The 21,990-nt window shown below is 41.9% G+C and carries 20 protein-coding genes; 17 read left to right on the forward strand and 3 right to left on the reverse strand.

From position 1 onward, the window contains the following. Positions 1-54 precede the first annotated feature (54 nt). From nuoC to AC1M84_RS11125, 13 genes are all read left to right on the forward strand, one after another. Entirely contained in the window at positions 55-1,842 is a 1,788-nt protein-coding gene (gene nuoC / locus AC1M84_RS11065; RefSeq protein ID WP_035267259.1) for an NADH-quinone oxidoreductase subunit C/D, read from the forward strand. 12 nt (positions 1,843-1,854) lie between these two features. Continuing rightward, positions 1,855-2,364, forward strand: a complete 510-nt coding sequence (gene nuoE / locus AC1M84_RS11070; protein WP_035267260.1) for an NADH-quinone oxidoreductase subunit NuoE — start codon at positions 1,855-1,857, stop codon at positions 2,362-2,364. Beyond that, the gene (gene nuoF / locus AC1M84_RS11075) at positions 2,361-3,692 is read left to right on the forward strand and encodes an NADH-quinone oxidoreductase subunit NuoF (protein ID WP_035267262.1); all 1,332 of its coding nucleotides are present in this window, start codon (positions 2,361-2,363) and stop codon (positions 3,690-3,692) included. Before nuoE ends, nuoF begins: the two co-directional genes overlap by 4 nt. Positions 3,693-3,703: 11 nt before the next feature. Beyond that, positions 3,704-6,382 (forward strand): NADH-quinone oxidoreductase subunit NuoG, encoded by a 2,679-nt coding sequence (gene nuoG, locus AC1M84_RS11080; protein ID WP_035267264.1) that lies wholly within the window; start codon positions 3,704-3,706, stop codon positions 6,380-6,382. A gap of 3 nt (positions 6,383-6,385) precedes the next feature. After that, a complete protein-coding gene (gene nuoH, locus AC1M84_RS11085) occupies positions 6,386-7,396 on the forward strand; it encodes an NADH-quinone oxidoreductase subunit NuoH (RefSeq protein WP_035267266.1) in 1,011 nt (336 codons plus the stop codon). An 18-nt stretch (positions 7,397-7,414) separates the two neighbouring features. Then, positions 7,415-7,957, forward strand: coding sequence for an NADH-quinone oxidoreductase subunit NuoI (gene nuoI / locus AC1M84_RS11090; protein WP_035267267.1), 543 nt, complete (start codon positions 7,415-7,417; stop codon positions 7,955-7,957). After that, complete coding sequence (nuoJ, locus tag AC1M84_RS11095; protein ID WP_171076777.1) at positions 7,957-8,475, forward strand: NADH-quinone oxidoreductase subunit J; 519 nt, start codon at positions 7,957-7,959, stop codon at positions 8,473-8,475. Before nuoI ends, nuoJ begins: the two co-directional genes overlap by 1 nt. Continuing rightward, positions 8,475-8,783 carry an NADH-quinone oxidoreductase subunit NuoK gene (nuoK, locus tag AC1M84_RS11100; RefSeq protein ID WP_004695395.1) on the forward strand — a complete coding sequence of 103 codons (309 nt, stop codon included), beginning with the start codon at positions 8,475-8,477 and terminating at the stop codon, positions 8,781-8,783. The genes nuoJ and nuoK overlap by 1 nt, the downstream gene beginning before the upstream one ends. Beyond that, complete coding sequence (gene nuoL / locus AC1M84_RS11105) at positions 8,780-10,675, forward strand: NADH-quinone oxidoreductase subunit L (RefSeq protein WP_481593634.1); 1,896 nt, start codon at positions 8,780-8,782, stop codon at positions 10,673-10,675. Before nuoK ends, nuoL begins: the two co-directional genes overlap by 4 nt. 1 nt (position 10,676) lies before the next feature. Then, positions 10,677-12,296 carry an NADH-quinone oxidoreductase subunit M gene (gene nuoM / locus AC1M84_RS11110; RefSeq protein ID WP_179999421.1) on the forward strand — a complete coding sequence of 540 codons (1,620 nt, stop codon included), beginning with the start codon at positions 10,677-10,679 and terminating at the stop codon, positions 12,294-12,296. 3 nt (positions 12,297-12,299) lie between these two features. Beyond that, the gene (gene nuoN, locus AC1M84_RS11115; RefSeq protein WP_035267275.1) at positions 12,300-13,856 is read left to right on the forward strand and encodes an NADH-quinone oxidoreductase subunit NuoN; all 1,557 of its coding nucleotides are present in this window, start codon (positions 12,300-12,302) and stop codon (positions 13,854-13,856) included. A gap of 132 nt (positions 13,857-13,988) precedes the next feature. Beyond that, entirely contained in the window at positions 13,989-14,624 is a 636-nt protein-coding gene (gene upp, locus AC1M84_RS11120) for a uracil phosphoribosyltransferase (RefSeq protein ID WP_035267277.1), read from the forward strand. A gap of 117 nt (positions 14,625-14,741) precedes the next feature. After that, positions 14,742-15,731, forward strand: coding sequence for a hypothetical protein (locus AC1M84_RS11125; RefSeq protein WP_481593633.1), 990 nt, complete (start codon positions 14,742-14,744; stop codon positions 15,729-15,731). A 29-nt stretch (positions 15,732-15,760) separates the two neighbouring features. Here the strand turns inward: AC1M84_RS11125 and gigC are convergent, their stop codons facing one another. Next, positions 15,761-16,639, reverse strand: a complete 879-nt coding sequence (gene gigC / locus AC1M84_RS11130; protein WP_481593632.1) for a LysR family transcriptional regulator GigC — start codon at positions 16,637-16,639, stop codon at positions 15,761-15,763. A gap of 84 nt (positions 16,640-16,723) precedes the next feature. On the opposite strand from gigC, the gene AC1M84_RS11135 reads away from it, so the two are divergent. Next, a complete protein-coding gene (locus AC1M84_RS11135; protein WP_035267285.1) occupies positions 16,724-17,485 on the forward strand; it encodes a ferredoxin--NADP reductase in 762 nt (253 codons plus the stop codon). Positions 17,486-17,587: 102 nt separating this feature from the next. On the opposite strand, the gene AC1M84_RS11140 is transcribed toward AC1M84_RS11135, so the two are convergent. Further along, positions 17,588-18,010, reverse strand: a complete 423-nt coding sequence (locus AC1M84_RS11140) for a hypothetical protein (RefSeq protein WP_035267287.1) — start codon at positions 18,008-18,010, stop codon at positions 17,588-17,590. Positions 18,011-18,168: 158 nt separating this feature from the next. Between AC1M84_RS11140 and AC1M84_RS11145 the strand changes: the two genes are divergently transcribed. The 3 genes from AC1M84_RS11145 to AC1M84_RS11155 all read left to right on the forward strand — a co-directional run bounded on the left by AC1M84_RS11145 (position 18,169) and on the right by AC1M84_RS11155 (position 20,577). After that, positions 18,169-18,420, forward strand: a complete 252-nt coding sequence (locus tag AC1M84_RS11145; RefSeq protein WP_092766954.1) for a hypothetical protein — start codon at positions 18,169-18,171, stop codon at positions 18,418-18,420. Positions 18,421-18,621: 201 nt separating this feature from the next. Then, positions 18,622-20,301 carry a mechanosensitive ion channel gene (locus AC1M84_RS11150; protein WP_481593631.1) on the forward strand — a complete coding sequence of 560 codons (1,680 nt, stop codon included), beginning with the start codon at positions 18,622-18,624 and terminating at the stop codon, positions 20,299-20,301. A 66-nt stretch (positions 20,302-20,367) separates the two neighbouring features. Beyond that, entirely contained in the window at positions 20,368-20,577 is a 210-nt protein-coding gene (locus AC1M84_RS11155; protein ID WP_092766956.1) for a hypothetical protein, read from the forward strand. A gap of 118 nt (positions 20,578-20,695) precedes the next feature. Here the strand turns inward: AC1M84_RS11155 and AC1M84_RS11160 are convergent, their stop codons facing one another. Next, positions 20,696-21,895, reverse strand: coding sequence for a BaiN/RdsA family NAD(P)/FAD-dependent oxidoreductase (locus AC1M84_RS11160; protein ID WP_092766957.1), 1,200 nt, complete (start codon positions 21,893-21,895; stop codon positions 20,696-20,698). Between the last annotated feature and the right edge of the window lie 95 nt (positions 21,896-21,990).

The raw sequence follows: 21,990 nt of genomic DNA on the forward strand, positions 1-21,990 counted from the left end.
GGTGTAATTGTCGTTTTGGTTGAATGAATTTGTATTAAATAGGAAGCCAAGCCAATGGCTGAAACTGACATTGCTATGCCAGAATCAACTCCAGTTGATTCACGCCCAGCATTTGCAATTGTAGAAGAGCTCAAAACCAAGTTTGGTGAGAATTTCTACGTGCAAACGACTTTTGAAGACTTTCCAACAGTCTGGGTTGAGCGCTCACGTGTACAAGACGTATTAATGTTCTTGCGTACAGTGTCACGTCCTTACGTGATGTTGTTTGACTTGTCAGCGGTAGATGAGCGTTTACGTACTCACCGCGATGGGTTACCTGCGTCTGACTTCACTGTGTTCTATCACTTGTTGTCACTAGAGCGTAATACGGATATTCGTATTAAAGTTGCGTTGAATGAGTCTGATCTCAATATTCCAACAGCAACCAACATTTGGCCAAATGCCAACTGGTACGAACGTGAAGCTTACGATATGTTCGGCATTAACTTCGAAGGGCATCCAATGCTCCGTCGTATTTTATTGCCAACGTATTGGGAAGGCCATCCGTTGCGTAAAGAATATTCTGCACGTGCGACTGAATACACACCTTATCGTCAGAACCAAGCGAAACAAGATTTCGAACAAGAGCATTTACGTTTTGTACCTGAAGATTGGGGTCTAAAACGCGGTAATGCTGATGAAGACTTCATGTTCTTGAACTTGGGTCCTAACCATCCATCTGCGCATGGTGCATTCCGTGTGATCTTGCAGTTAGATGGCGAAGAAGTGAAAGACTGTGTGCCTGATATCGGTTATCACCACCGTGGTGTGGAAAAGATGGCTGAACGTCAAACTTGGCATTCATTCATTCCGTATACTGACCGTGTTGACTACTTAGGTGGTTGTGCGCAAAACATGCCTTATGTGATGGGTGTGGAGCAGATGGCAGGGATCACTGTGCCAGAACGTGCGCAATGTATTCGTGTCATGATGTCGGAACTATTCCGTATTAATAACCACTTGCTTTATATCGGTACAGCGATTCAGGATGCCGGCGGTATGACCCCAGTATTCTATATGTTCGCCGATCGTCAAAAGATCTATGACGCGATTGAAGCAATCACGGGTTACCGTATGCACCCAGCATGGTTCCGTATCGGTGGTACTGCACACGATCTTCCAAACAACTGGCAACATTTGATCCGTGAAATTTTGGATTGGATGCCTAAACGTTTGAAGGAATATCATACTGCAGCACTTAAAAACTCGGTATTTGAAGGTCGTACCCGTAATGTTGCGCAATACGATGCAAAATCTGCATTGGCATGGGGGGTAACAGGTACAGGTTTACGTGCAACAGGTATTGATTTTGACGTACGTAAATATCGTCCATATAGCGGTTATGAAAATTACGACTTCGAAGTGCCTGTAGAATACGAAGGCGATGCATATGCACGTGTGATCGTTCACTACCGTGAAATCGAACAATCTTTAAAAATCATCAAACAGTGCTTGGATAACATGCCATCTGGTCCTTATAAAGCGGATCACCCATTGGCTGTTCCACCACCGAAAGATAAGACACTACAAGACATTGAAACTTTGATTACGCACTTCTTAAGCGTGTCATGGGGTCCTGTCATGCCAGCAGGTGAAGCATCTGTTATGGCGGAAGTGGTAAAAGGTGCATCGAACTACTACTTGACTTCAGACAAGTCAACGATGAGTTACCGTACCCGTATTCGTACACCAACCTTCACGCACTTACAGCAAATTCCTTCTGTAATTAACGGCAGTCTTGTATCTGACTTAATCATTTATTTAGCGACGATTGATGTCGTAATGGCTGACGTGGATCGCTAAGGGGTACGCATTATGATGATTTTGACTGATAAAAAGCCACGTGTGAATGTCGAAGGGATTTTAACTGCGGAAGAAATCCACGAAATCGAGCATCACATTGGTCATTACCCATACCCACGTGCGGCATGTTTAGATGCACTTAAATGTGTTCAACGTCGTAATGGTTGGGTGGATGATGCGCAAATGAATGCGATTGCGCAGATGTTGTCAATGAGCCTTGCTGATTTGGAAGGTGTGGCAACATTCTATAACCGTATTTACCGCCAGCCAGTAGGTCGCAACGTAATTTTGCTTTGTGATTCTATTGCTTGCTTCTTGATGGGTGCAGAAACTTTAGCAGAAGCATTCCAACGCGAACTCGGAATTTCATTTGGTCAAACGACTGCTGATGGTCGTTTTACTTTGCTCCCGATTTGCTGTTTAGGAAACTGTGATAAGGGTCCAACCTTGATGATTAATGAAGATACTCACGGTCTAGTAGAAGTTTCTTCAGTGAAACAGTTATTGGAGAAGTATGTATGAATACTGAACCAAAACCGATTTATGGCGACGGTAACCCAGAAACTCACCCATTAACATGGCGTTTGAGCAAGCAAGAATTTGTTCATAGTGTAGAAGACTATGAATCTCTTGAAGGGTATGAGGGTTTCAAGAAAGCACTCACAATGCCGCCTAAAGATGTATTGGAAATCATTAAAGCAGCGACTGTGAAAGGTCGTGGTGGTGCTGGTTTCCCTGCAGGGATTAAATGGTCGCTCATGGCACCAAATGACAATTCAGGTCCTCGTTACTTGATTTGTAATGCCGATGAGATGGAACCAGGTACATTCAAAGACCGTCTGTTGATGGAAAAACTTCCTCATCAATTGATCGAAGGGATGTTAATTGCAGGTTATACACTTGAAGCAACCCATGGTTATATTTTTATCCGTGGTGAATACATCGAAGCTGCGAAGTATTTGAACCAAGCTTTAGAGCAAATTCGTGCCAAAGGTTACTTGGGTGAAAACATCCTCGGTTCTGGCTGGAACTTTGAACTACATGTGCACACTGGTGCGGGTCGTTATATCTGTGGTGAAGAAACTGCATTGATTAACTCGCTTGAAGGTCGCCGTGCAAATCCACGTACAAAACCACCATTCCCGCAAGTTGCAGGTGCTTGGGGTCGTCCTACGATTGTGAACAACGTAGAGACTTACAATAACTTACCAGCAATTATGCTGCGTGGTCCTGAGTGGTATATCAATTTATCTGCAGGTAAGTCGAAAGATCCTGGCACAAAAATTTATGGTGCATCAGGTAAAGTGAAATTCCCTGGTCTTTGGGAGCTTCCATTTGGTACAACTGCACGTGAAGTGATTGAAGAACATGCGGGTGGTATGCGTGATGGCTTAAAGCTTAAAGCATGGTTACCAGGTGGTGCATCAACTGACTTTTTGGCAGCTGAACACATCGATCTTCCAATGGATGCGGAAAGCATCATGAAAGCAGGTTCGCGTTTAGGTACGTGTTTGCTTATGGTGGTTGATGAAACTCAATGTATGGTTTCAGCAACACGTAACTTAGAAGAATTCTTTGCGCGTGAATCATGTGGTTTCTGTACACCATGTCGTGATGGTTTACCTTGGGCGGTGAAAGCGCTTAAAGCACTTGAAGATGGTACAGGCAAGAAAGAAGACATCGATCATTTGCAAGAGCTTACACGTAAGCTTTGGATTGGTAAGACTTTCTGTGCTCACGCTCCTGGTGCTATGGAACCACTCATGGGTGCACTCAAATATTTCCGTGGCGAATTTGAAGCAAAAGTGGTGAATGCCGCTGCTCAAGTTAGCAACGTAGAACAAGCTTAAGGAATTCGACTATGGCTACAATTCATGTCGATGGCAAATCGTATGAAGTCAATGGCTCAGAGAACTTGCTACAAGCATGCTTGTCTTTGGGTATTGATATCCCGTACTTTTGTTGGCATCCATCCTTAGGTTCTGTCGGTTCTTGCCGTCAATGTGCTGTAACTCAATACGCGAATCCAGAAGATACTCGCGGTCGTTTAGTTATGTCATGTATGACACCTGCAGCTGACAATACCTACATCTCGATTGAAGACAAAGAAGCAAAAGATTTCCGTGCATCTATTGTTGAATTCTTGATGACGAACCACCCACATGACTGTCCAGTCTGTGAGGAAGGTGGTCATTGTCACCTTCAAGATATGACTGTGATGACACAACATGACCGTCGTCGTTACCGTTTCACGAAACGTACGCATTACAACCAAGAACTTGGTTCGTTTATTGCGCACGAGATGAACCGTTGTATCGCATGTTACCGTTGTGTTCGTTACTATAAAGACTACGCAGGTGGCACAGACTTCGGTGTGTATGCAAACGCTTCACGTGTTTATTTTGGTCGTCCAGAATCAGGTACTTTAGAGTCTGAGTTCTCGGGTAACTTAACTGAAGTATGTCCGACGGGCGTATTCACAGACAAAACACACTCTGCACGTTATAACCGTAAATGGGACATGCAGTATGCGCCAAGCGTCTGCCAAGGCTGTTCTTCAGGTTGTAACATCTCTCCGGGTGAGCGTTATGGTGAATTACGTCGTGTAGAAAACCGTTTTAACGGTGAAGTCAACCAATACTTCCTGTGCGATAAAGGCCGTTTCGGTACGGGTTATGTGAACCGTGAAGACCGTCCACGTCAACCGCAATTCCGTTCAGGTAGCAATGTAGAGACTGTTTCAGTTGATACAGCGTTAGACACCGTGATTGAGAAAATCCAAGGCAAAAAAGTATTGGGTATTGGTTCTCCACGTGCATCTCTTGAGTCTAACTTTGCGCTTCGTGAATTGGTTGGACAAGCAAACTATTCAACAGGTATGTCTCAAAAAGAGCAAAACTTGGTTGAACTTGCTGCATCAATTATGCAAACCGAGGGTGTATATAACCCAGGTATGCGTGAAATTGAAAGCTATGATGCTGTCTTAATTCTCGGTGAAGATTTAACACAAACTGCACCACGTATGGCATTGTCAGTACGTCAAGCTGCGAAGAACAAAGCCAAAGAAATGGCTGCAGAACGCCGTACACAAGAATGGTTGGCTGAGCCAGTACAACGTATTGCTCAAGACGAAAAATCACCAATTTATATCTTGGCTGCGACTCAAACACGTTTATCTGACGTAGCTACTGGTGAAGTCGTTGCTTCTCCAAATGATATCGCACGTTTAGGTTTTGCTGTTGCTGCGGCGGTGAAAGGTGAAAGTATTACCGGTTTAGAAGAAGATGCAAAAGCATTTGCTCAAACCATTGCTGACACTTTAAAAGCTGCAAAAAAACCATTGATTATCTCTGGTACAAGCTTGCAAGAAGCTGCAATTATGGAAGCTGCTGCACAAGTTGCACAGAATCTGGGTAATGCGGGTCTAACTTTGACTGTTCCTGAAGTGAACTCAATGGGCTTAGCAATCTTTGGCGGTAACAGCCTTGAGCAAGCATTTGCACAAGACTATGACACTGTCGTGATTGTAGAAAACGACCTTTATCGTCGTTTACCTGCAGTGCAAGTAGATGCTGCTTTGTCTGGTAAAGACGTGATCGTGCTTGACCATTCAGAAACTGAAACGGTGAAAAGAGCGAATATCGTTCTTTCTGCAGCGAGCTTTGCTGAAGGTGATGGTACTGTGGTATCTCAAGAAGGTCGTGCACAACGTTTCTATCAAGTATATGACCCAAGTTACTACAAACCAGAACTTGCGATCAAAGAATCTTGGCGTTGGTTACATGCCATTGAAACTGGCGTGAAAGGCAAAGCAATTTCTTGGACTGTGCTTGATGATGTCATCGAATCAGTTGCTAAGAATGTACCTGCGCTTGAAGCGATTCAAGATGTAGCACCAGATGCAGGATTCCGTGTCCATGGTCTTAAAGTGGCACGTGAACCACGTCGTTACTCTGGTCGTACTTCACTTCGTGCGCCGTTATCTGTCCATGAGCCTAAACAACCAACTGATCAAGACTCTGCATTAACATTCTCTATGGAAGGTTATGTCGGGAACCAAACGCCGTCAGCGTTAGTTCCATTTGCATGGTCAGCAGGTTGGAACTCACCACAAGCTTGGAATAAGTTCCAAGAATCAGTGGGCGGTTCTTTAAAAGGTGGTGATTCAGGTATTCGTTTATTTGATCGCCTTGCGAAATTACCAGCACGCACATACGTTGCACCAGCACCAGTTCTTGTAAATGCTGAGAGTTTCCGCCTTGTTCCAATGCATCATATTTTTGGATCTGGTGAATTCACAGTGAAAACACCTGCAATGGAGTCTCGTATTCCAGAAGCGGTATTTGCAGTGGGTGAGCAAGATGCAGCGCGCTTGAATGTGAAAGATGGCCAAAACATTACTGTGAAAGCAGGTGAGGCTTCGATCGTTCTTCCTGTTCAAGTCATTGAATATTTACCTACAGGTTATATTGGTTACCCAATTGGTCTCGCGCCAACGGTATCGTTAGCTGAGCCTGTATCAGTCGCGGTAGGAGCATAATTCATGGAACAAGAATTAATCCGTCAAACGCCGCTTTGGGCTGAGAACTGGCCAATTGCCTACTCTGTAGTTCAAGCGATTGTGATCTTGCTCGTTGTAGTTTTGATTGCTGCGTTGATGTCTTTCATTGAGCGTCGTTTACTTGGCTTATGGCAAGACCGTTACGGTCCAAACCGTGTAGGTCCTGGGGGGATGTTCCAGATTGTTGCCGACATGCTGAAAATCATGTTCAAAGAAGACTGGACACCAAAGTTTGCAGATAAATTGACTTTCCGTTTAGCTCCAGCAGTTGCAATGGCAACTGCGGTGTTATCGTTCATGGTTATCCCTGTATCACCTTATTTAGGTGTTGCAGACATGAGTATCGGTCTATTGTTCTTTATGGCAATGGCGGGTATTGCAGTGTATGCAGTTTTATTTGGTGGTTGGTCATCAAACAATAAATATGCATTACTCGGTGGTCTTCGTTCAGCAGCGCAAACGATTTCTTATGAGGTCTTCTTAGGTATTTCCTTGATGGGTGTGGTTGCAATTGCAGGCTCATTCAACATGCGTGAAATCGTAGAAGCTCAAAAAGATGTATGGTTTGTCATTCCACAATTCTTAGGTTTCCTCATCTTCGTGGTTGCAGGTGTTGCGGTAACGCATCGTCACCCATTTGACCAACCAGAAGCGGAACAAGAATTGGCGGAAGGTTACCATGTCGAATATGGTGGTATGAAATGGGGGATGTTCTTCGTTGCGGAATACGTCAACGTTGTCCTGATCTCAGCTTTGATCGTAACCTTATTTTTCGGTGGTTGGTTAGCACCATTTGGTCTAGATTTCCTACCTCCAGCATTTTGGTTCATGATTAAAACAGCATTCTTTGTGATGATGTTTGTCTTGGCACGTGGTTCATTAATGCGTCCACGTTATGACCAAGTGATGAACTTTGGTTGGAAGATTTGTTTGCCTTTAGCGTTGGTCAACTTGTTGGTGACTGGTGCTGTGATTCTGATGAATCAGGCCTAGGACAGCAGGGAGAACATTATGTATAAAATTCTAGCTGGGTTTGGGTCAATTGTACGTTCGTTGTGGATGGTATTTAGCCACGCAACACGTAAACGTGACACTATTTTATACCCTGAAGTTAAAGCTGAAGAAATCGTTCCACCACGATTCCGTGGCCGTATCGTATTGACACGTGACCCAGATGGTGAAGAGCGTTGTGTAGCTTGTAACTTGTGTGCTGTAGCTTGCCCTGTTGGCTGTATTTCATTACAGAAAGCTGAAAAAGAAGATGGTCGTTGGTATCCGGAATTTTTCCGTATCAACTTCTCTCGTTGTATTTTCTGCGGTATGTGTGAAGAAGCATGTCCTACAACTGCTATTCAGATGACACCTGATTTCGAACTCAGTGAATACGTTCGTCAAGACTTAGTTTATGAGAAAGAAAACTTGCTCATTTCTGGTCCTGGTAAATATCCAGACTATAACTTCTACCGTGTAACGGGTATGGCTGTAGCTGGTAAAGACAAAGGTCAGGCTCAGCGTGAAAGCGCACCTGTCGATGTACGGAGCTTATTACCATGATGTGGCCATTTTATTTGATGGCACTTGTGGCCATCGTTTCTACGGTTCGTGTTGTGACTAATGCGAATCCGGTACACGCACTTTTAAGCTTAATCGTTTCGTTACTTGCAGTTGCTGGTATGTTCATGATCGTGGGTGCACCATTTGCAGGTGCGCTTGAGATTATTGTTTACGCTGGTGCCATTATGGTTCTTTTCGTCTTCGTTGTGATGATGTTGAACCTTGGTTCTCAAACTGTTGAACAAGAACGTAAATGGTTAACATCTGATGCTTGGGCTTACCCTGCATTGATGAGCTTTTTAATGGGTCTGGTTTTAGTTTGGACAATGACTTCAGAGCACAGCATTTCTGGTCCTTTAATGGGTACAGAAGTTGTAGGCCCTAAAGAAGTTGGTCAAGCACTCTTTACACAATATTTATTATTGGTTGAAGTTGCCGCAATGTTATTGCTTGCTGCGTTAGTCGCTGCATTCCACTTAGGCAAACGTGAACCAAGTGCAGAAGAGGAAAAAGAATAATGGGTAATATCCCTTTAGAGCATGGTTTGATTGTTGCAACCATTCTTTTTGCACTCGGTTTCTACGGTGTAATGGTGCGACGCAACCTTCTATTTATGTTAATGAGCCTTGAGATCATGATGAATGCAGCAGCGCTTGCATTCGTCCTCGCTGGTAGTGCATGGGTGCAACCAGATGGTCAGATCATGTTTATCTTGATCTTAACGCTTGCTGCGGCAGAGGCGTGTATCGGGCTTGCGATCGTCCTTCAGTTCTATCATCGCTTCCATCATTTGGATGTAGATGCTGCTAGTGAGATGCGCGGATGAGTTTATTAGCATTAACCATATTATTTCCGCTCATTGGTTTTATCCTTTTAGCGGCAGGGCGTAATAAGCTTCCTGAAATTGTAGCTGCCATTATTGGTGTGGGTTCAGTTGGTCTTTCAGCACTATGTGCATTATTGGCTGGTATGAATTTCATCAACAGCGGTGAAACATCTCAAGTGACTCACCTTTGGACTTGGTTCAGTGTGGGTGGTTTTGAGCCAGGTATTAGCTTGCACTTAGATGGTTTATCTTTACTTATGCTTGGCATGATTACGGGTGTGGGTTTCTTAATTCATATCTTTGCATCATGGTATATGCGTGGTGAAGAAGACTTTGCACGTTTCTTCTCTTACTTCAACTTATTCGTAGCAAGCATGTTATTGCTTGTGTTGGGTGATAACCTTGCGTTGTTATTCTTAGGTTGGGAAGGTGTTGGTCTGTGCTCATACTTGCTGATTGGTTATTACTACCAAAATCCAGCAAATGGTGCTGCTGCAATTAAAGCATTCACCGTGACACGTATTGGTGACGTTTTCTTACTCATTGCATTATTCTTAATTTTCCAACAATTTGGAACATTGAATATTGCTGAAATCGTTGCTGCTGCGCCTGTGGTAATGACACAAAGCTCATCGTTAACCATTTGGACTGCATTAATGTTGTTCTTGGGTGCTGCAGGTAAATCTGCGCAAATCCCATTACAAACATGGTTAGCAGATGCGATGGCGGGTCCTACACCAGTATCTGCATTAATCCATGCTGCAACAATGGTAACAGCAGGTGTTTACCTATGCTGCCGTATGTTCTCTGTATTTGAAATGGCACCAGAAGTCATGGTGTTTATCTCAATCACAGGTGCGGTGACATTATTAGTTGCAGGTTTTGCTGCACTGGTTCAAACAGACATCAAACGTATTCTTGCTTACTCAACCATGAGTCAGTTGGGTTATATGTTTATGGCTGTAGGTGCTGAAGCATACCAAGCAGGCTTGTTCCACATGCTCACTCACGCATTCTTCAAAGCGTTGTTGTTCTTGTCATCAGGTGCGGTGATTCTTGCATACCATCACGAACAAAACATTTTCAAAATGGGTGGTTTGTTCAAGCGTAATAAATTCTTATTTGCTTGTTTCGCGATCGGTGGCGGTGCCTTAGCAGCGATTCCATTCTTAACGATTGGTTTCTTCTCAAAAGACGCAATCTTGGCGGCTGTGTGGACACAAAGTCATATCGCAGGTTTACCTGTATTCAATACATTGTATTGGGTCGGTGTTGCTGGTGCATTCTTAACATCAGTCTATACGTTCCGTTTAATTTGGATTGTGTTCTTTGGCGAAGAGAAAACGCCATATCACGAAATCAAAGGTGCAACTTACTGGGCTCCTTTAGCGATTCTTGCTGTCCTTTCTACAGGTTTGGCAATCGTACTTAAAGCGCCAGTCATGAGTATTCTTGATGCAGCACAAATTCCTGCATTTGTTATTCCTGAAGCGCTAGAGGCTGGTGCGCATGGTGCAGAATATGTCGCTATTGCAATCGCACTTGCTGGTTTAGCGGTTGGTGTTGTCTTATTTGCTTTTGCTTATAAAGCAGTTCAAGGTTTTGCTCGCACTTCATTGGGTGCTGGACTTGCAAATATCTGTCGTAATGCGCTAGGTTTCGATGCGTTATATGACCTCGTGTTTGTAAAACCTTACTTATTTATTGCAAAAATGATTGGTCGTGACCCGATTGATGGCGTATGGCTTGTATTGCCAGCGATTGTTAAAGGTGGTCATAGCTTCACTAGTTCACGTCAAACAGGTTCTTTGCGTGAGTACGCATCGAGCATGGCGTTCGGTATCGTGGTGATTATCATGATTCTGATCGTGACTCAGATCGTGGGGAAATAAGATGGAAAACATCAATAACTGGTATTTACCCGCGCTGATCCTCATTCCGTTCATTGCTGGTTTTATTTGTTGGGTCGTTGATAAATTAGATCAACACCTACCACGTTATATCGCACTTGTGGGTATGCTCATTACTTTGGGCATCACCGTTGCTTTATGGCAATCCGGTACCTACAGCTACCAAATTGGTGAAACTGTACCGACTTGGTCTGCAGAGTTCTATGTACCTTGGATTCAAACCCTTGGCATTAACATCCACTTAGCGGTGGATGGTCTTTCACTTCTCATGGTCGGTTTAACTGCTTTACTAGGTGTATTGGCGGTTGGCTGTTCTTGGGGTGAAATTCAGAAGAACGTTGGTTTCTTCCACTTAAACCTTTTATGGTCTTTAGGTGGCGTGATCGGTGTATTCTTGGCTGTTGATTTGTTCTTGTTCTTCTTCTTCTGGGAGATGATGCTCGTTCCAATCTACTTCTTGATTGCACTCTGGGGCCACAAAGGTGCTTCTGGTAAATCTCGTGTTTACGCTGCGACTAAATTCTTTATTTACACGCAGGTGGCTGGTCTGATCATGTTGATTGGTATCTTAGGTCTTGTGATCTACGGTTTCATGATGACAGATACAATCAGCTTCAGTTATAACCATTTACTCGCTGTTGCGAATACATTGGATGCTAACCCACAAACGTCATCAATTGCCTTTGCATTTATGATTTGTTTGTTTATTGGTTTTGCAGTCAAACTTCCTGTTTTCCCATTGCATGGTTGGTTACCAGACGCGCACGCACAAGCACCTACAGCAGGTTCTGTAGACCTTGCGGGTATCTTAATTAAGACAGCGGCTTACGGTTTACTTCGTTTCGTCATTCCATTCTTCCCAGTTGCTTCAGCGCAGTTTGCTGATGTAGCAATCATTTTCGGTTTAATCGGTATCTTCTACGGTGCTTGGTGTGCTTTCCAGCAAACCGATATGAAACGTTTGTTGGCGTATACGTCGATTTCACACATGGGCTTTGTTTTACTTGCAATCTACGCAGGTAACATCCTGACCTTCCAAGGTCTGATGGTCATGATGTTGGCTCACGGTTTATCGTCAGCAGCATTATTCATTATGTGTGGTCAAGTGTATGAGCGTCTTCACACACGTGATTTACGCTTGATGGGTGGTATTCGTGGTCAATTCCAGTATTTACCATTCTTCTTGATGTTCTTTATTGCTGCGCTTGTAGGTATCCCTGGCTTAGGTAACTTCATTGGTGAGTTCCTCATCTTGATGGGTGCATTTGCTCAATTCCCTACATTCACGATTATTGCTGCGATCAGCTTAGTATTTGCGGGTCTATATGGTTTAATCCTGATTCATAAAGCGTTATTTGGTGTGCCAAACGAAGAGCAAAAACAACACTATGCGAATCCATTAAAAGATCTTAATGCGCGTGAGCTTGGTATTTTGTTAATTTGTGCGTTCGGTCTGTTATGGCTTGGTTTGTATCCACAAAGCTTCCTTGATATTTCAGAATCAAGTTTGGCTTGGATTGCGAATAGCTACATTCCAGTACAAGAAGTAGTTGAAGTGGTTGAACAAGCCACAACTCAACTCGAAAATGTGGAGATGCAATAAGTCATGAACTTCACACTATCATTTTCTGAGCTAATGCCATTAGCTCCTGTGATGATTGTTGCTTTAACAGCAATCATCGTAATGATTTTGACTGCAATCAAACGTAATCATAATTTGATTGCGACAGTCTCTGTTATCGGTCTTAACCTTGCATTGTTGAATATTCTATTCACGTTGTTTACAGGTTCTCAGATCTCACCAAATGTCATGAACCTATTTATGGTTGATGCTTTTGGTCTGTTCTATCAAGTGATTATTTTGATTGCTGCATTGGCTTGTTGCACACTGTCACATGCATATATCGAAACCTATAAAGATAATCGTGAAGAACTTTATCTATTAATGTTGATCTCTGTTTCAGGGGCAATGTTAATGGTAACAAGTTCACACTTTGCATCATTCTTCATTAGCTTAGAGTTAATGTCGATTCCAGTGTACGGTCTGATTGCTTATACCTACCAACGCGGTAAGTCACTCGAAGCGGGTATTAAATATCTTGTACTTTCAGCAACTGCTTCTGCAATGTTGTTGATGGGTATGGCTTATGTTTACTCAGTTCTAGGTTCATTATCATTTGCGGGTCAAGTGGATGATATGTTCTGGGCGTTAACTAAGTCTCAAGATCCTCAATTGATGATGGCGCTGCAAGCTTATATTCCTCAATTTGGTGAGAAACTTACCACTGTATTTGGAATCTTAGGTCTTGGTTTAATCATCGCAGCTGTTGCATTTAAATTGTCTTTAGCGCCATTCCATAAATGGACGCCAGATGTGTATGCAGGTGCTCCAGCACCAATTGCAACATTCCTTGCTACTGTAGCTAAAGTTGCAATGATTGGTTTATTCGTACGTTACTTACTGTCTTCAGGTGTAATTGGTATCGAATCGATCAAAACGATTTTGATCGTCATTGCAGTGTTATCAATCTTGATTGGTAACATGCTTGCAGTGAAACAAGTGAACTTAAAACGTATTTTGGCATACTCGTCAATTGCGCATTTTGGTTACTTATTCCTTGCTGTTGTTACGACATCTTTCTTAAGCTTAACGTCAGTAAGTTTATATGTATTAACGTATGTATTAACGACGATTGGTGCGTTTGGTGCTGTAGCATTGATGTCTAGCCCATACAACAACAATGACGAAGCAGAATCACTTGCAGACTACCGTGGTCTATTCTGGCGTCGTCCAGTATTGACGGCAACACTGACTGTGATGATGCTATCTCTTGCAGGTATTCCGTTAACTGCAGGCTTCATCGGTAAATTCATGCTGATCATGACAGTTGTGTCTGAAGCACATTGGTTCTTCGCTGCGATGATCATTGTGGGTTCTGGTATTGGTCTATACTATTACCTACGTGTCATGATCGTCATGTATATGACGCCACCAGACACTCCACGTATTGATGCTGATAAACATTGGGGGCAAAAAGTGGGTGGTATTATGGTATTGCTTGCTGCGCTTGCAGTGCTTGTAATCGGTGTATATCCAGATCCAGTCATTGCGATGGCAAATCAAGCACAATTGATCGCGCCATTACATATCGTTCTTCAATAGTTGATCGATTAATCTAAAAAAACTATTGTTGTTAACAAAAAAAGCCCTCATTCATTGAGGGCTTTTCTTATTTCTTATATTAAAAACATTTATAATAGACAGAATTTACATTTATGCTTCAGGTGTTCTCCCGTGCCAATCCAAGAAATTCGTCATCCGCTCATTCGTCATAAATTAGGTTTATTACGCCGTGCAGATATCAGCACGAAGAACTTCCGTGAGTTAGCGCAAGAAGTCACAATGTTACTGACTTACGAAGCAACCAAAGATTTACCTGTTGTAGATCACGAAATTAATGGCTGGAATGGCCCGGTGACAACACAGCGTATTGCAGGTAAAAAAATTACTGTTGTACCAATTTTACGTGCTGGCATTGGTATGCTTGATGGTTTCTTAAATCTTATTCCTAGTGCAAAAGTTTCTGTTCTTGGTTTAGAGCGTGATGAGGAAACATTAGAAGCACGTACTTACTATAAGAAATTGGTACCTGACGTACAAAACCGTATAGCGATGATTATTGATCCAATGCTTGCGACTGGTTCATCATTGGTTGCTGCTATTGATGTCCTTAAAGCGAGTGGTTGTAAAGATATCCGAGTGATGGTTTTGGTTGCAGCACCAGAAGGCATTAAACGTGTGGAAGAAGCACACCCTGATGTTGTCATTTTTACCGCAGCTGTAGACAACGGTTTAAACGAGAATGGTTATATCGTTCCGGGTCTTGGAGATGCTGGCGATAAAATTTTTGGTTCTGTACAAAAAGATTAAAATTTGATTAAATTATAGAGGAGGCTAAGGCCTCCTTTTTTATTAAGATTTTGATTCATCGATAAATTTAAAAAACTAATTACTAAGAATCAATCTTTTTTATGCTGGGGAAATAACATGTTTTACAGGGGTGTTTTACATTCGTACGACCCTGCATTGAAAGCAGGAATTATCAAAATCAATGATCATGATTTTGATGTACATTTCGTATTGAATGACATGGCAAATTCCAGTATCACGCCTCAAATTGGTGAGCGTGTGAAATGTATCGTGGTCGATAAAGACGACCAACGTCATGCAAAATTTATCGTGCGGTTAGACAATAAACATGCACGGGTCGAGCAACCCTTGAATCAACTTTTTTATCGTGCGCACGAAGATTTAGAAGGTAAGTCTCAGAAGTTTGAACAAGAGCTAGATGAGCTGATCGAAAAGCGCCTTGCAGATCAGGGAAATACGCTGGACTCACCAAAACAAATCCAAGATTTTGAACTAAATTTCAATACGTTGAGCAAAGAATCAATCGTGCTAGATGGTTCTAGCTCGGAACATCTTGCAGATCAAGTTTCAGATCCAGCAACTAAAATTTCCTTAGGTGAACCTCTTGAGGAAGAGCAAATTAAAGAAATGCTCGAATCAAAGCCAAGTCGCCGTGTGCCAGTCTTAGATGAGTCAGCTGTCGTACCACTCACGAAAGTTCAACCTTTGAATGAGATTGTGCCTGAAGAGAACGTAGATGATCATTTACCCGAGCCAACCCATGCAAAAGGGCGCCCACCAAAAGTTGTACGTAAAGAAGTCCCTGATGTCAAAACGCATTTTCAATTAAAGTTTAATGCGCAAAAATTCATCACGAGTTCGCGTGTTGATGAATTCGGAACTGATAAAAAATCCAAGAAAAAAGCCAAGAAGATAAAAGATCCAAACAAGCAATTTAATCCATGGATATTTGCAAGTATTGTCCCTATTTTAGTGTTCATTAATCTGGGTGTTTGGGGATTTCAAAAATATGAGCAATACAGAGAAGAGCAAGATGCAAAAGCAAAAATTTATGCGGTAGAACAAGAACATATTATCAAAGAACAAAAGAAAGAAGCTGAGAAATAAAAAAAGCTCCTATGAGGAGCTTTTTTTTATTAAGCATTACAGAATTTCATAAAGGCTTTTAAACCAGGTCCTTGATATTTTTGACGGTGTACTAACATAAATAAAGGACGTGTGAGTTGCCAGAACGGCGTTTCTAAAATCACCAGTTGCTGTTTTTCTCTTAATGGTTCAATGGCTAATTTTGAAATACATGACATGCCTAAACCACCAGCAACAATTTTCAAAATAGCTTCATTATGACCCAAAGTTAAACGAATATTGGCATTCGGTAAGTCTTGCAGGATTGCGTTGTCAAAGACTTCACGAGTCCCTGAACCTTCTTCACGTAAAATCCATTCAGCCTGTTTAAAGTCTTCAATGGTCAGAGGGCGGTCTAATTTCGCCAAGGGATGATCTGGTGAGCAACACACAGCAAGCTCATCATCACGCCAGTGGATCGATTGTAATTGAGGTAAGTGACATGAACCTTCGATAAGTGCTAAATCAAGTTGGAACTGATTAACAGCTTCAATCATTTGACGCGTATTGCCCACTTGAAGTTGCAAATGTGCTTGTGGTTGTAATTGAAGAAAATCAGCCATTAAATCAGGCATCAAATAATCGCTAATGGTCAAAGTCGCCCCAATACGAAGATCAATACTTTGAAGCTCGCCTTTAGCTGCTTGTTCAAATGATTCACATCGACCTAAAATTTCAAGCGCCTGTGGGAGTAAAAAACGACCCAAGTCATTCAGTTGAAGTCGTTTTCCTAAGCGATCAAATAATGGTGCACCGAGACCATCTTCAAGATCTGCTAACGCCATACTTGCAGCACTTTGTGTGAGTCGTACAGCATCACTTGCTTTAGTTACTGTACCCTCTTGAGCGACAGCTACGAAAACAGCCAGTTGGCGTAATGTCATGCGCATGAATGAAGCCTTAATGTGAAAAAATATTAATAAATTATATTGTCATGCTACCATGAGCGCAGTCTGTCATGCCACGTAGAAATTATGTCAATTGAAAAATTTAGCGTAGAAAAAGTCCTTTCTGTACATCGTTGGACCAACACTTTATTTAGCTTTACCATGACGCGTCCCGCACATTTTAAATTTACCGCAGGGCAGTTCGCGCGTATTGGTTTGAAAGTTGGCGATGATTTAGTGGTACGTGCGTATTCTGTCGTTTCATCGCCTTTTGATGAAACCTTAGAATTCTTTTCAATTGTTGTACCAGATGGTGCTTTTACATCAAATTTACAACATCTCAAAGTCGGCGATGAACTTTATTTGGAAAAGATTCCTTATGGATTTTTGACTTTAGCACGTTACCAATTACCTATGCCAAATGACCTGTGGTTATTGGCGACAGGCACGGGGCTCGCACCATTTATTTCTATGTTGCAAGACTTTGAAGTATGGCAAAAATATAAAAATATTCATTTGGTTTACAGTGTGAGGACAGCAAGCGAATTGGCTTACGTAGACCGAATTCAGGAAGTCGCGGATACCTTTGGTGAAGGTCATACAGGATTTAAATTTGTGCCAATTATTACACGTGATCCAAATGCGCCATTGCATGATCGATTGCCAGTATTAATCGAAAATAGAGCGTTAGAGAAAACCGTAGGTGTCGATTTTAATCCGCAAACGTCACATATCATGCTGTGTGGGAATCCCCAAATGGTTGAAGATACAAAAGAGGCTCTGAAAGCACGTGGCCTGACCATGAATCGTCGTGGTGAAGGAAATATTGCGGTAGAGAACTATTGGTAAGTCCAAATCATCCTATCCTACGAGGAGAGGGAATTGAGGCACAAAAAAACCTCCATCTCGGAGGTTTTTTTCTAAATTACATAGGAATACTATGCGACATACTTAATGGACAAACATATCCATAAATTGACGAATCTCTTGAATCGCAGTATCGACATCGCTCGTGAGCCAAGTCGGTTCAAATAAACCTGCATAATGTTCCAAACGATCGTGTGGAACCACTAAACGAATTGGGCATTCTTCCTCGAGTAAACGCCAAGGAATAATGGGCACTTCATTATCTAAGAAGCAAGCGATGTTACGAATGTCGATGATCATGCCGTTGACACATTCAGGAAAGGGCATCACCGAAAATTCTTCAGTGCGACGGCGGAAATACTCTAAGTCACCCCACTTCAGCACATAGCTTGGTTTCGTAAACTCAATAATTCCAATCAAATGCCCATCACGGGTATGATGCAAAGAACAGGCATGAGTGACATCTGTGTCTAAATCTAAAGAGACACTTTGTCGGCGATAGGTCATACAGATCGACAATAAAAATGAGGAGGGTGCATATTATACTCTATTTTGCATCACAGCTCATGTGCTTTGATCGGTACGAATTGATAATGTTTTTTCACACAAAACAACATGATAGATTGCTAGTATAAAAAATCATCAAAATACATAAGAGGGGCATCATGGTAGATCAATCCAATCATCCGACCCATAATGATCAAAAGAAGAAAAGTAAGATCCCAGTGTATATTCTGATTATCGTTGGTATTTTTTTAGCAGCCTTCATTTTCTATATGCTCGCTGATCGTGATCCAACACCAGGTCAAATTCCTGCTGATACGACTATTCCTGCAACTCAAGATAATGCAGATACAGCAACGGCAACAGATTCAGCAGTGGATAATACCGTTACTGCGGTCGCAAACGATCAATAAACCACTACACTTTTCACGTTTAAACCCAGCTTCGGCTGGGTTTTTTCTTGATTTGCAACAATGTGTTGTATTTATGATGCTTTGAGTTGATTAAAAAATATTCGAAATTTATGGTGTGATGACGCGATCGAAAAATGATCTAGGGAAAAGAATTAAATCAATCGTAATTCAGAACACTTAACATAAGAAGAGGCGTAACCAATGAATGATGAATATAACGACTTCACTCGAACTGGGGGCTTTGATGCAATGTATTATTGGGAGCAATTCCAACCAATTATTGCTGCAGTGGCCATTTTACTCATAGGATGGATCATCGCTTTAATCGTTGCCGCAGGGGTTAAGAAGGTACTTGCAAAATTAAATACCAATCAAAAATTAAGTAGCGCGACAGGACATCGCTCAAATATAGAAAATATCATCTCCAGAGTCGTTTTCTGGCTGATCCTCATTATTGCTGTTATCGGTTCACTCAACGTTTTAAACCTGACCAGTGTGAGTGGTCCTTTTAGTAATATGGTTCAACAATTCTTACTATTTATCCCACAATTATTGGCTGCAGTAGCAGTTGGTTTTATTGGATGGATCGTAGCCAATTTGGTCAAAGTTGGATTAACTCGACTACTCAGTCGTACACAATTGGATGAAAAGCTCAGTCAAGACGTTGGTGTGAGCTCATTTAGCCAAAATATCAGTGAAATTGTTTATTGGCTCATTTTATTGCTGTTCTTACCGATCGTGCTGTCTATTTTGGGCTTAAATGGTTTGTTATATCCAGTTCAGAATATGGTGACTGAAGCCGTTGCCTACTTGCCGAATATCTTTATGGCAGGTGTGATTTTATTTGTTGGTTACATTTTGGCAAAAATTGTACGCGGTATTGTCGAAGGGCTACTTTCAAGTTTGAATGTCCAACAGCAAGCTGAAAAAGTCGGAGTTTTTAAAAATTCTAATCTGCCTAAGCTATTAGGATCATTTGTATTTGCCTTAGTCATCATTACTTCACTGATTATTGCGTTTGAGGCTTTGGGTGTAGACGCGATTTCACAACCAGCAACGGCTATGTTGTATGAAATCATGAATGCAATTCCACATATCATCGCAGCAGGTTTAATCCTGATCATTGCTTATGTGGTCTCACGTTTCGTATCTAATCTTGTGGTTGAAGTGATCGCTGGGACAGGTGTTGATAACATTCCTCAAAAGCTCGATATGCAACGATTTTTGGGTCAAACCAAAATATCAAAAGTTGTCGGTCATTTGATTGTATTCTTCACCATGCTCTTTGCGGTGTCTGAAGCTGCGAATCGTTTGGGCTTCGATCAAATTAGTGATTTGATTGCGATGTTCATTTATTTCGGAGCGAATGTACTTTTAGGTGCAGTTATCCTCGTCATTGGTTTCTGGCTAGCAAATCTAGTTGCCAATGTGGTGAAACGTGGTGAGACCAATAGCGCACATTGGTTAGCGAATCTTGTCCGAGTACTGATCATTGGTTTAGTTGTGGCAATGGGCTTGCGTGCAATGGGAATCGCTGACTCGATCGTAAATTTAGCCTTTGGATTAACACTTGGAGCGGTTGCTGTCGCTTTTGCACTTGCATTTGGTCTAGGTGGTCGCCAACCTGCAGAGCGATTGTTGACTGACTTAATCGATAAAGCGAAATCTGACGCGAATAAGCCAAGACCAAATCAGCCTGAACAAGTCACGCCACCACTTACTGAGCAAATGGATGCTTCAACTGTTGCGGAAGAATATCAAGATGAAGATATTCCACCAACGCAAATTGATGTAGAAGCGCCAACTCAACCATTGAATAATCCTTATGGATCTACAGGAGAGTCAGATCAAAATACACAGCCTAAAAATGACCTTAAATAACATGTAAATTTGTGTCGGGATCAGTCAGCATGGTTTGGCTGATCCTCATGAAAAAGAGTAAAAATTATGAGTAAGAAATTTAATAAATTATTCGCCCCAATAGTGATTGCAGGTATCACCGTGGGTTTTTTAGCAAGCGCTTACCGCTTTGTTTTTGCAAATTCAAAAGCTACTGAAAACAACAGACTCAATACACCATCTATTGATGATGCAGTAACAGATCCAACCACACAAATGCTTGATTCAACTGATACCAATGCCCAAAGACCCTCATAAATTCTGCTTTTAGAAAAGATAAATGAATAATGAAGCATTCGATTGATCAATAGGGATGATAGTCAAAGAGGGCGAAGGATGCCCCTTTAATTACAAAATGAACAATACTTGTTGTTAATTAGACATACTCAGATGCAGCATGTGCAGATGACCAAGCCCATTGAAAGTTAAATCCACCTAAATGGCCCGTTACATCGAGTATTTCTCCGACGAAGAAAAGCCCTTTTTGCTTTTTACTTTCCATTGTTTTTGAGGAAACTTCAGTGGTATCAACTCCACCTAAAGTCACCTCAGCCGTACGGTAACCTTCAGTCCCAGAAGGTTTAACTTCAAATGCGTGAAGGCGCTGGGCAATCGCCTCTAGCTTCTCATCACTGATATTCCCGATTGATATTTCAGCTTGATCCATCCAAATCAACTGTTGTAATTCAACTACGACACTCTTCGGTAAGTGTTCAGCGAGTAAGGTGCGAAGTAACACTTTAGGTTGATTTTGTTTTTTAGTTTTAAAAAAATTCAAGAGATCGATACTTGGTAAAAAGTCGACTTTAAAACTTTGACCCACATCCCAATAGTTTGAGAGCTGTAAAGAACTTGGACCACTTAAACCACGGTGCGTAAACAAGAGTGCTTCAGTAAAGCTATTGAGATGATTGCTTAATGTCACTTCAACAGCATTGCCACTAAGTCGTGTCGTCACTTCTTTGAAACCATCAGAAAAAGTAAAGGGGACTAGACCTGCACGAGTTGGATAAACATAGTGTCCAAATTGTTTAGCAATCTCATAGCCAATGCCTGAGCCACCAAGCGTCGGAATTGAGAGACCACCAGATGCGACCACGACAGATTCAACTTCAAAAAAACCTAAATTGGTTGCCACCTGAAAACCGTGCTCCTCAAGGGCGTTGACGGCTTTCACCTCGCAACTGGTTTTGATGTCGACTAGACCAGTTTTGTCACACTCAGCAAGTAACATGGCTAAGATTTCTTTCGCGCCGTTAAGGGTAAAGAGCTGACCGTGTTTACGTTCTTCGTATTCAATGCCATATTCGCAGACCAAGCCAATGAAATCCCAATTGGTATAACGGGTGAGTGCTGAGATAACAAAATGCGGGTTATGAGAAATATAGTTGTCAGGCTCAACATACAGATTGGTAAAGTTACATTTACCTCCACCTGACATGAGAATTTTTTTCCCCACTTTATTGGCTTTTTCAACCACCACGACACGACGCCCACGTTGAGCAGCCATATATGCGGTCATTAAACCAGATGCACCCGCACCTATTACTAAAACATCGTATTGCTTGGAAGACATGAAAATAATCAAAAAACGAAACAGCGCAATTATAACGGTAAATTACGATGAACTGAGCATTATCGGATTAATTCAAGCGAACAGAAGCAGAAGCA

The sequence above is a fragment of the Acinetobacter sp. 24-47-66 genome (genome assembly GCF_056779755.1).

What these genes read in the sequence shown, in the direction of transcription:
- nuoC (WP_035267259.1), top strand. Translation starts at nt 55, where the DNA reads ATGGCTGAAACTGACATTGCTATGCCAGAATCAACTCCAGTTGATTCA.
- nuoE (WP_035267260.1), top strand. Translation starts at nt 1,855, where the DNA reads ATGATGATTTTGACTGATAAAAAGCCACGTGTGAATGTCGAAGGGATT.
- nuoF (WP_035267262.1), top strand. Translation starts at nt 2,361, where the DNA reads ATGAATACTGAACCAAAACCGATTTATGGCGACGGTAACCCAGAAACT.
- nuoG (WP_035267264.1), top strand. Translation starts at nt 3,704, where the DNA reads ATGGCTACAATTCATGTCGATGGCAAATCGTATGAAGTCAATGGCTCA.
- nuoH (WP_035267266.1), top strand. Translation starts at nt 6,386, where the DNA reads ATGGAACAAGAATTAATCCGTCAAACGCCGCTTTGGGCTGAGAACTGG.
- nuoI (WP_035267267.1), top strand. Translation starts at nt 7,415, where the DNA reads ATGTATAAAATTCTAGCTGGGTTTGGGTCAATTGTACGTTCGTTGTGG.
- nuoJ (WP_171076777.1), top strand. Translation starts at nt 7,957, where the DNA reads ATGTGGCCATTTTATTTGATGGCACTTGTGGCCATCGTTTCTACGGTT.
- nuoK (WP_004695395.1), top strand. Translation starts at nt 8,475, where the DNA reads ATGGGTAATATCCCTTTAGAGCATGGTTTGATTGTTGCAACCATTCTT.
- nuoL (WP_481593634.1), top strand. Translation starts at nt 8,780, where the DNA reads ATGAGTTTATTAGCATTAACCATATTATTTCCGCTCATTGGTTTTATC.
- nuoM (WP_179999421.1), top strand. Translation starts at nt 10,677, where the DNA reads ATGGAAAACATCAATAACTGGTATTTACCCGCGCTGATCCTCATTCCG.
- nuoN (WP_035267275.1), top strand. Translation starts at nt 12,300, where the DNA reads ATGAACTTCACACTATCATTTTCTGAGCTAATGCCATTAGCTCCTGTG.
- AC1M84_RS11125 (WP_481593633.1), top strand. Translation starts at nt 14,742, where the DNA reads ATGTTTTACAGGGGTGTTTTACATTCGTACGACCCTGCATTGAAAGCA.
- gigC (WP_481593632.1), bottom strand. Translation starts at nt 16,639, where the DNA reads ATGCGCATGACATTACGCCAACTGGCTGTTTTCGTAGCTGTCGCTCAA.
- AC1M84_RS11135 (WP_035267285.1), top strand. Translation starts at nt 16,724, where the DNA reads ATGTCAATTGAAAAATTTAGCGTAGAAAAAGTCCTTTCTGTACATCGT.
- AC1M84_RS11140 (WP_035267287.1), bottom strand. Translation starts at nt 18,010, where the DNA reads ATGACCTATCGCCGACAAAGTGTCTCTTTAGATTTAGACACAGATGTC.
- AC1M84_RS11145 (WP_092766954.1), top strand. Translation starts at nt 18,169, where the DNA reads ATGGTAGATCAATCCAATCATCCGACCCATAATGATCAAAAGAAGAAA.
- AC1M84_RS11150 (WP_481593631.1), top strand. Translation starts at nt 18,622, where the DNA reads ATGAATGATGAATATAACGACTTCACTCGAACTGGGGGCTTTGATGCA.
- AC1M84_RS11155 (WP_092766956.1), top strand. Translation starts at nt 20,368, where the DNA reads ATGAGTAAGAAATTTAATAAATTATTCGCCCCAATAGTGATTGCAGGT.
- AC1M84_RS11160 (WP_092766957.1), bottom strand. Translation starts at nt 21,895, where the DNA reads ATGTCTTCCAAGCAATACGATGTTTTAGTAATAGGTGCGGGTGCATCT.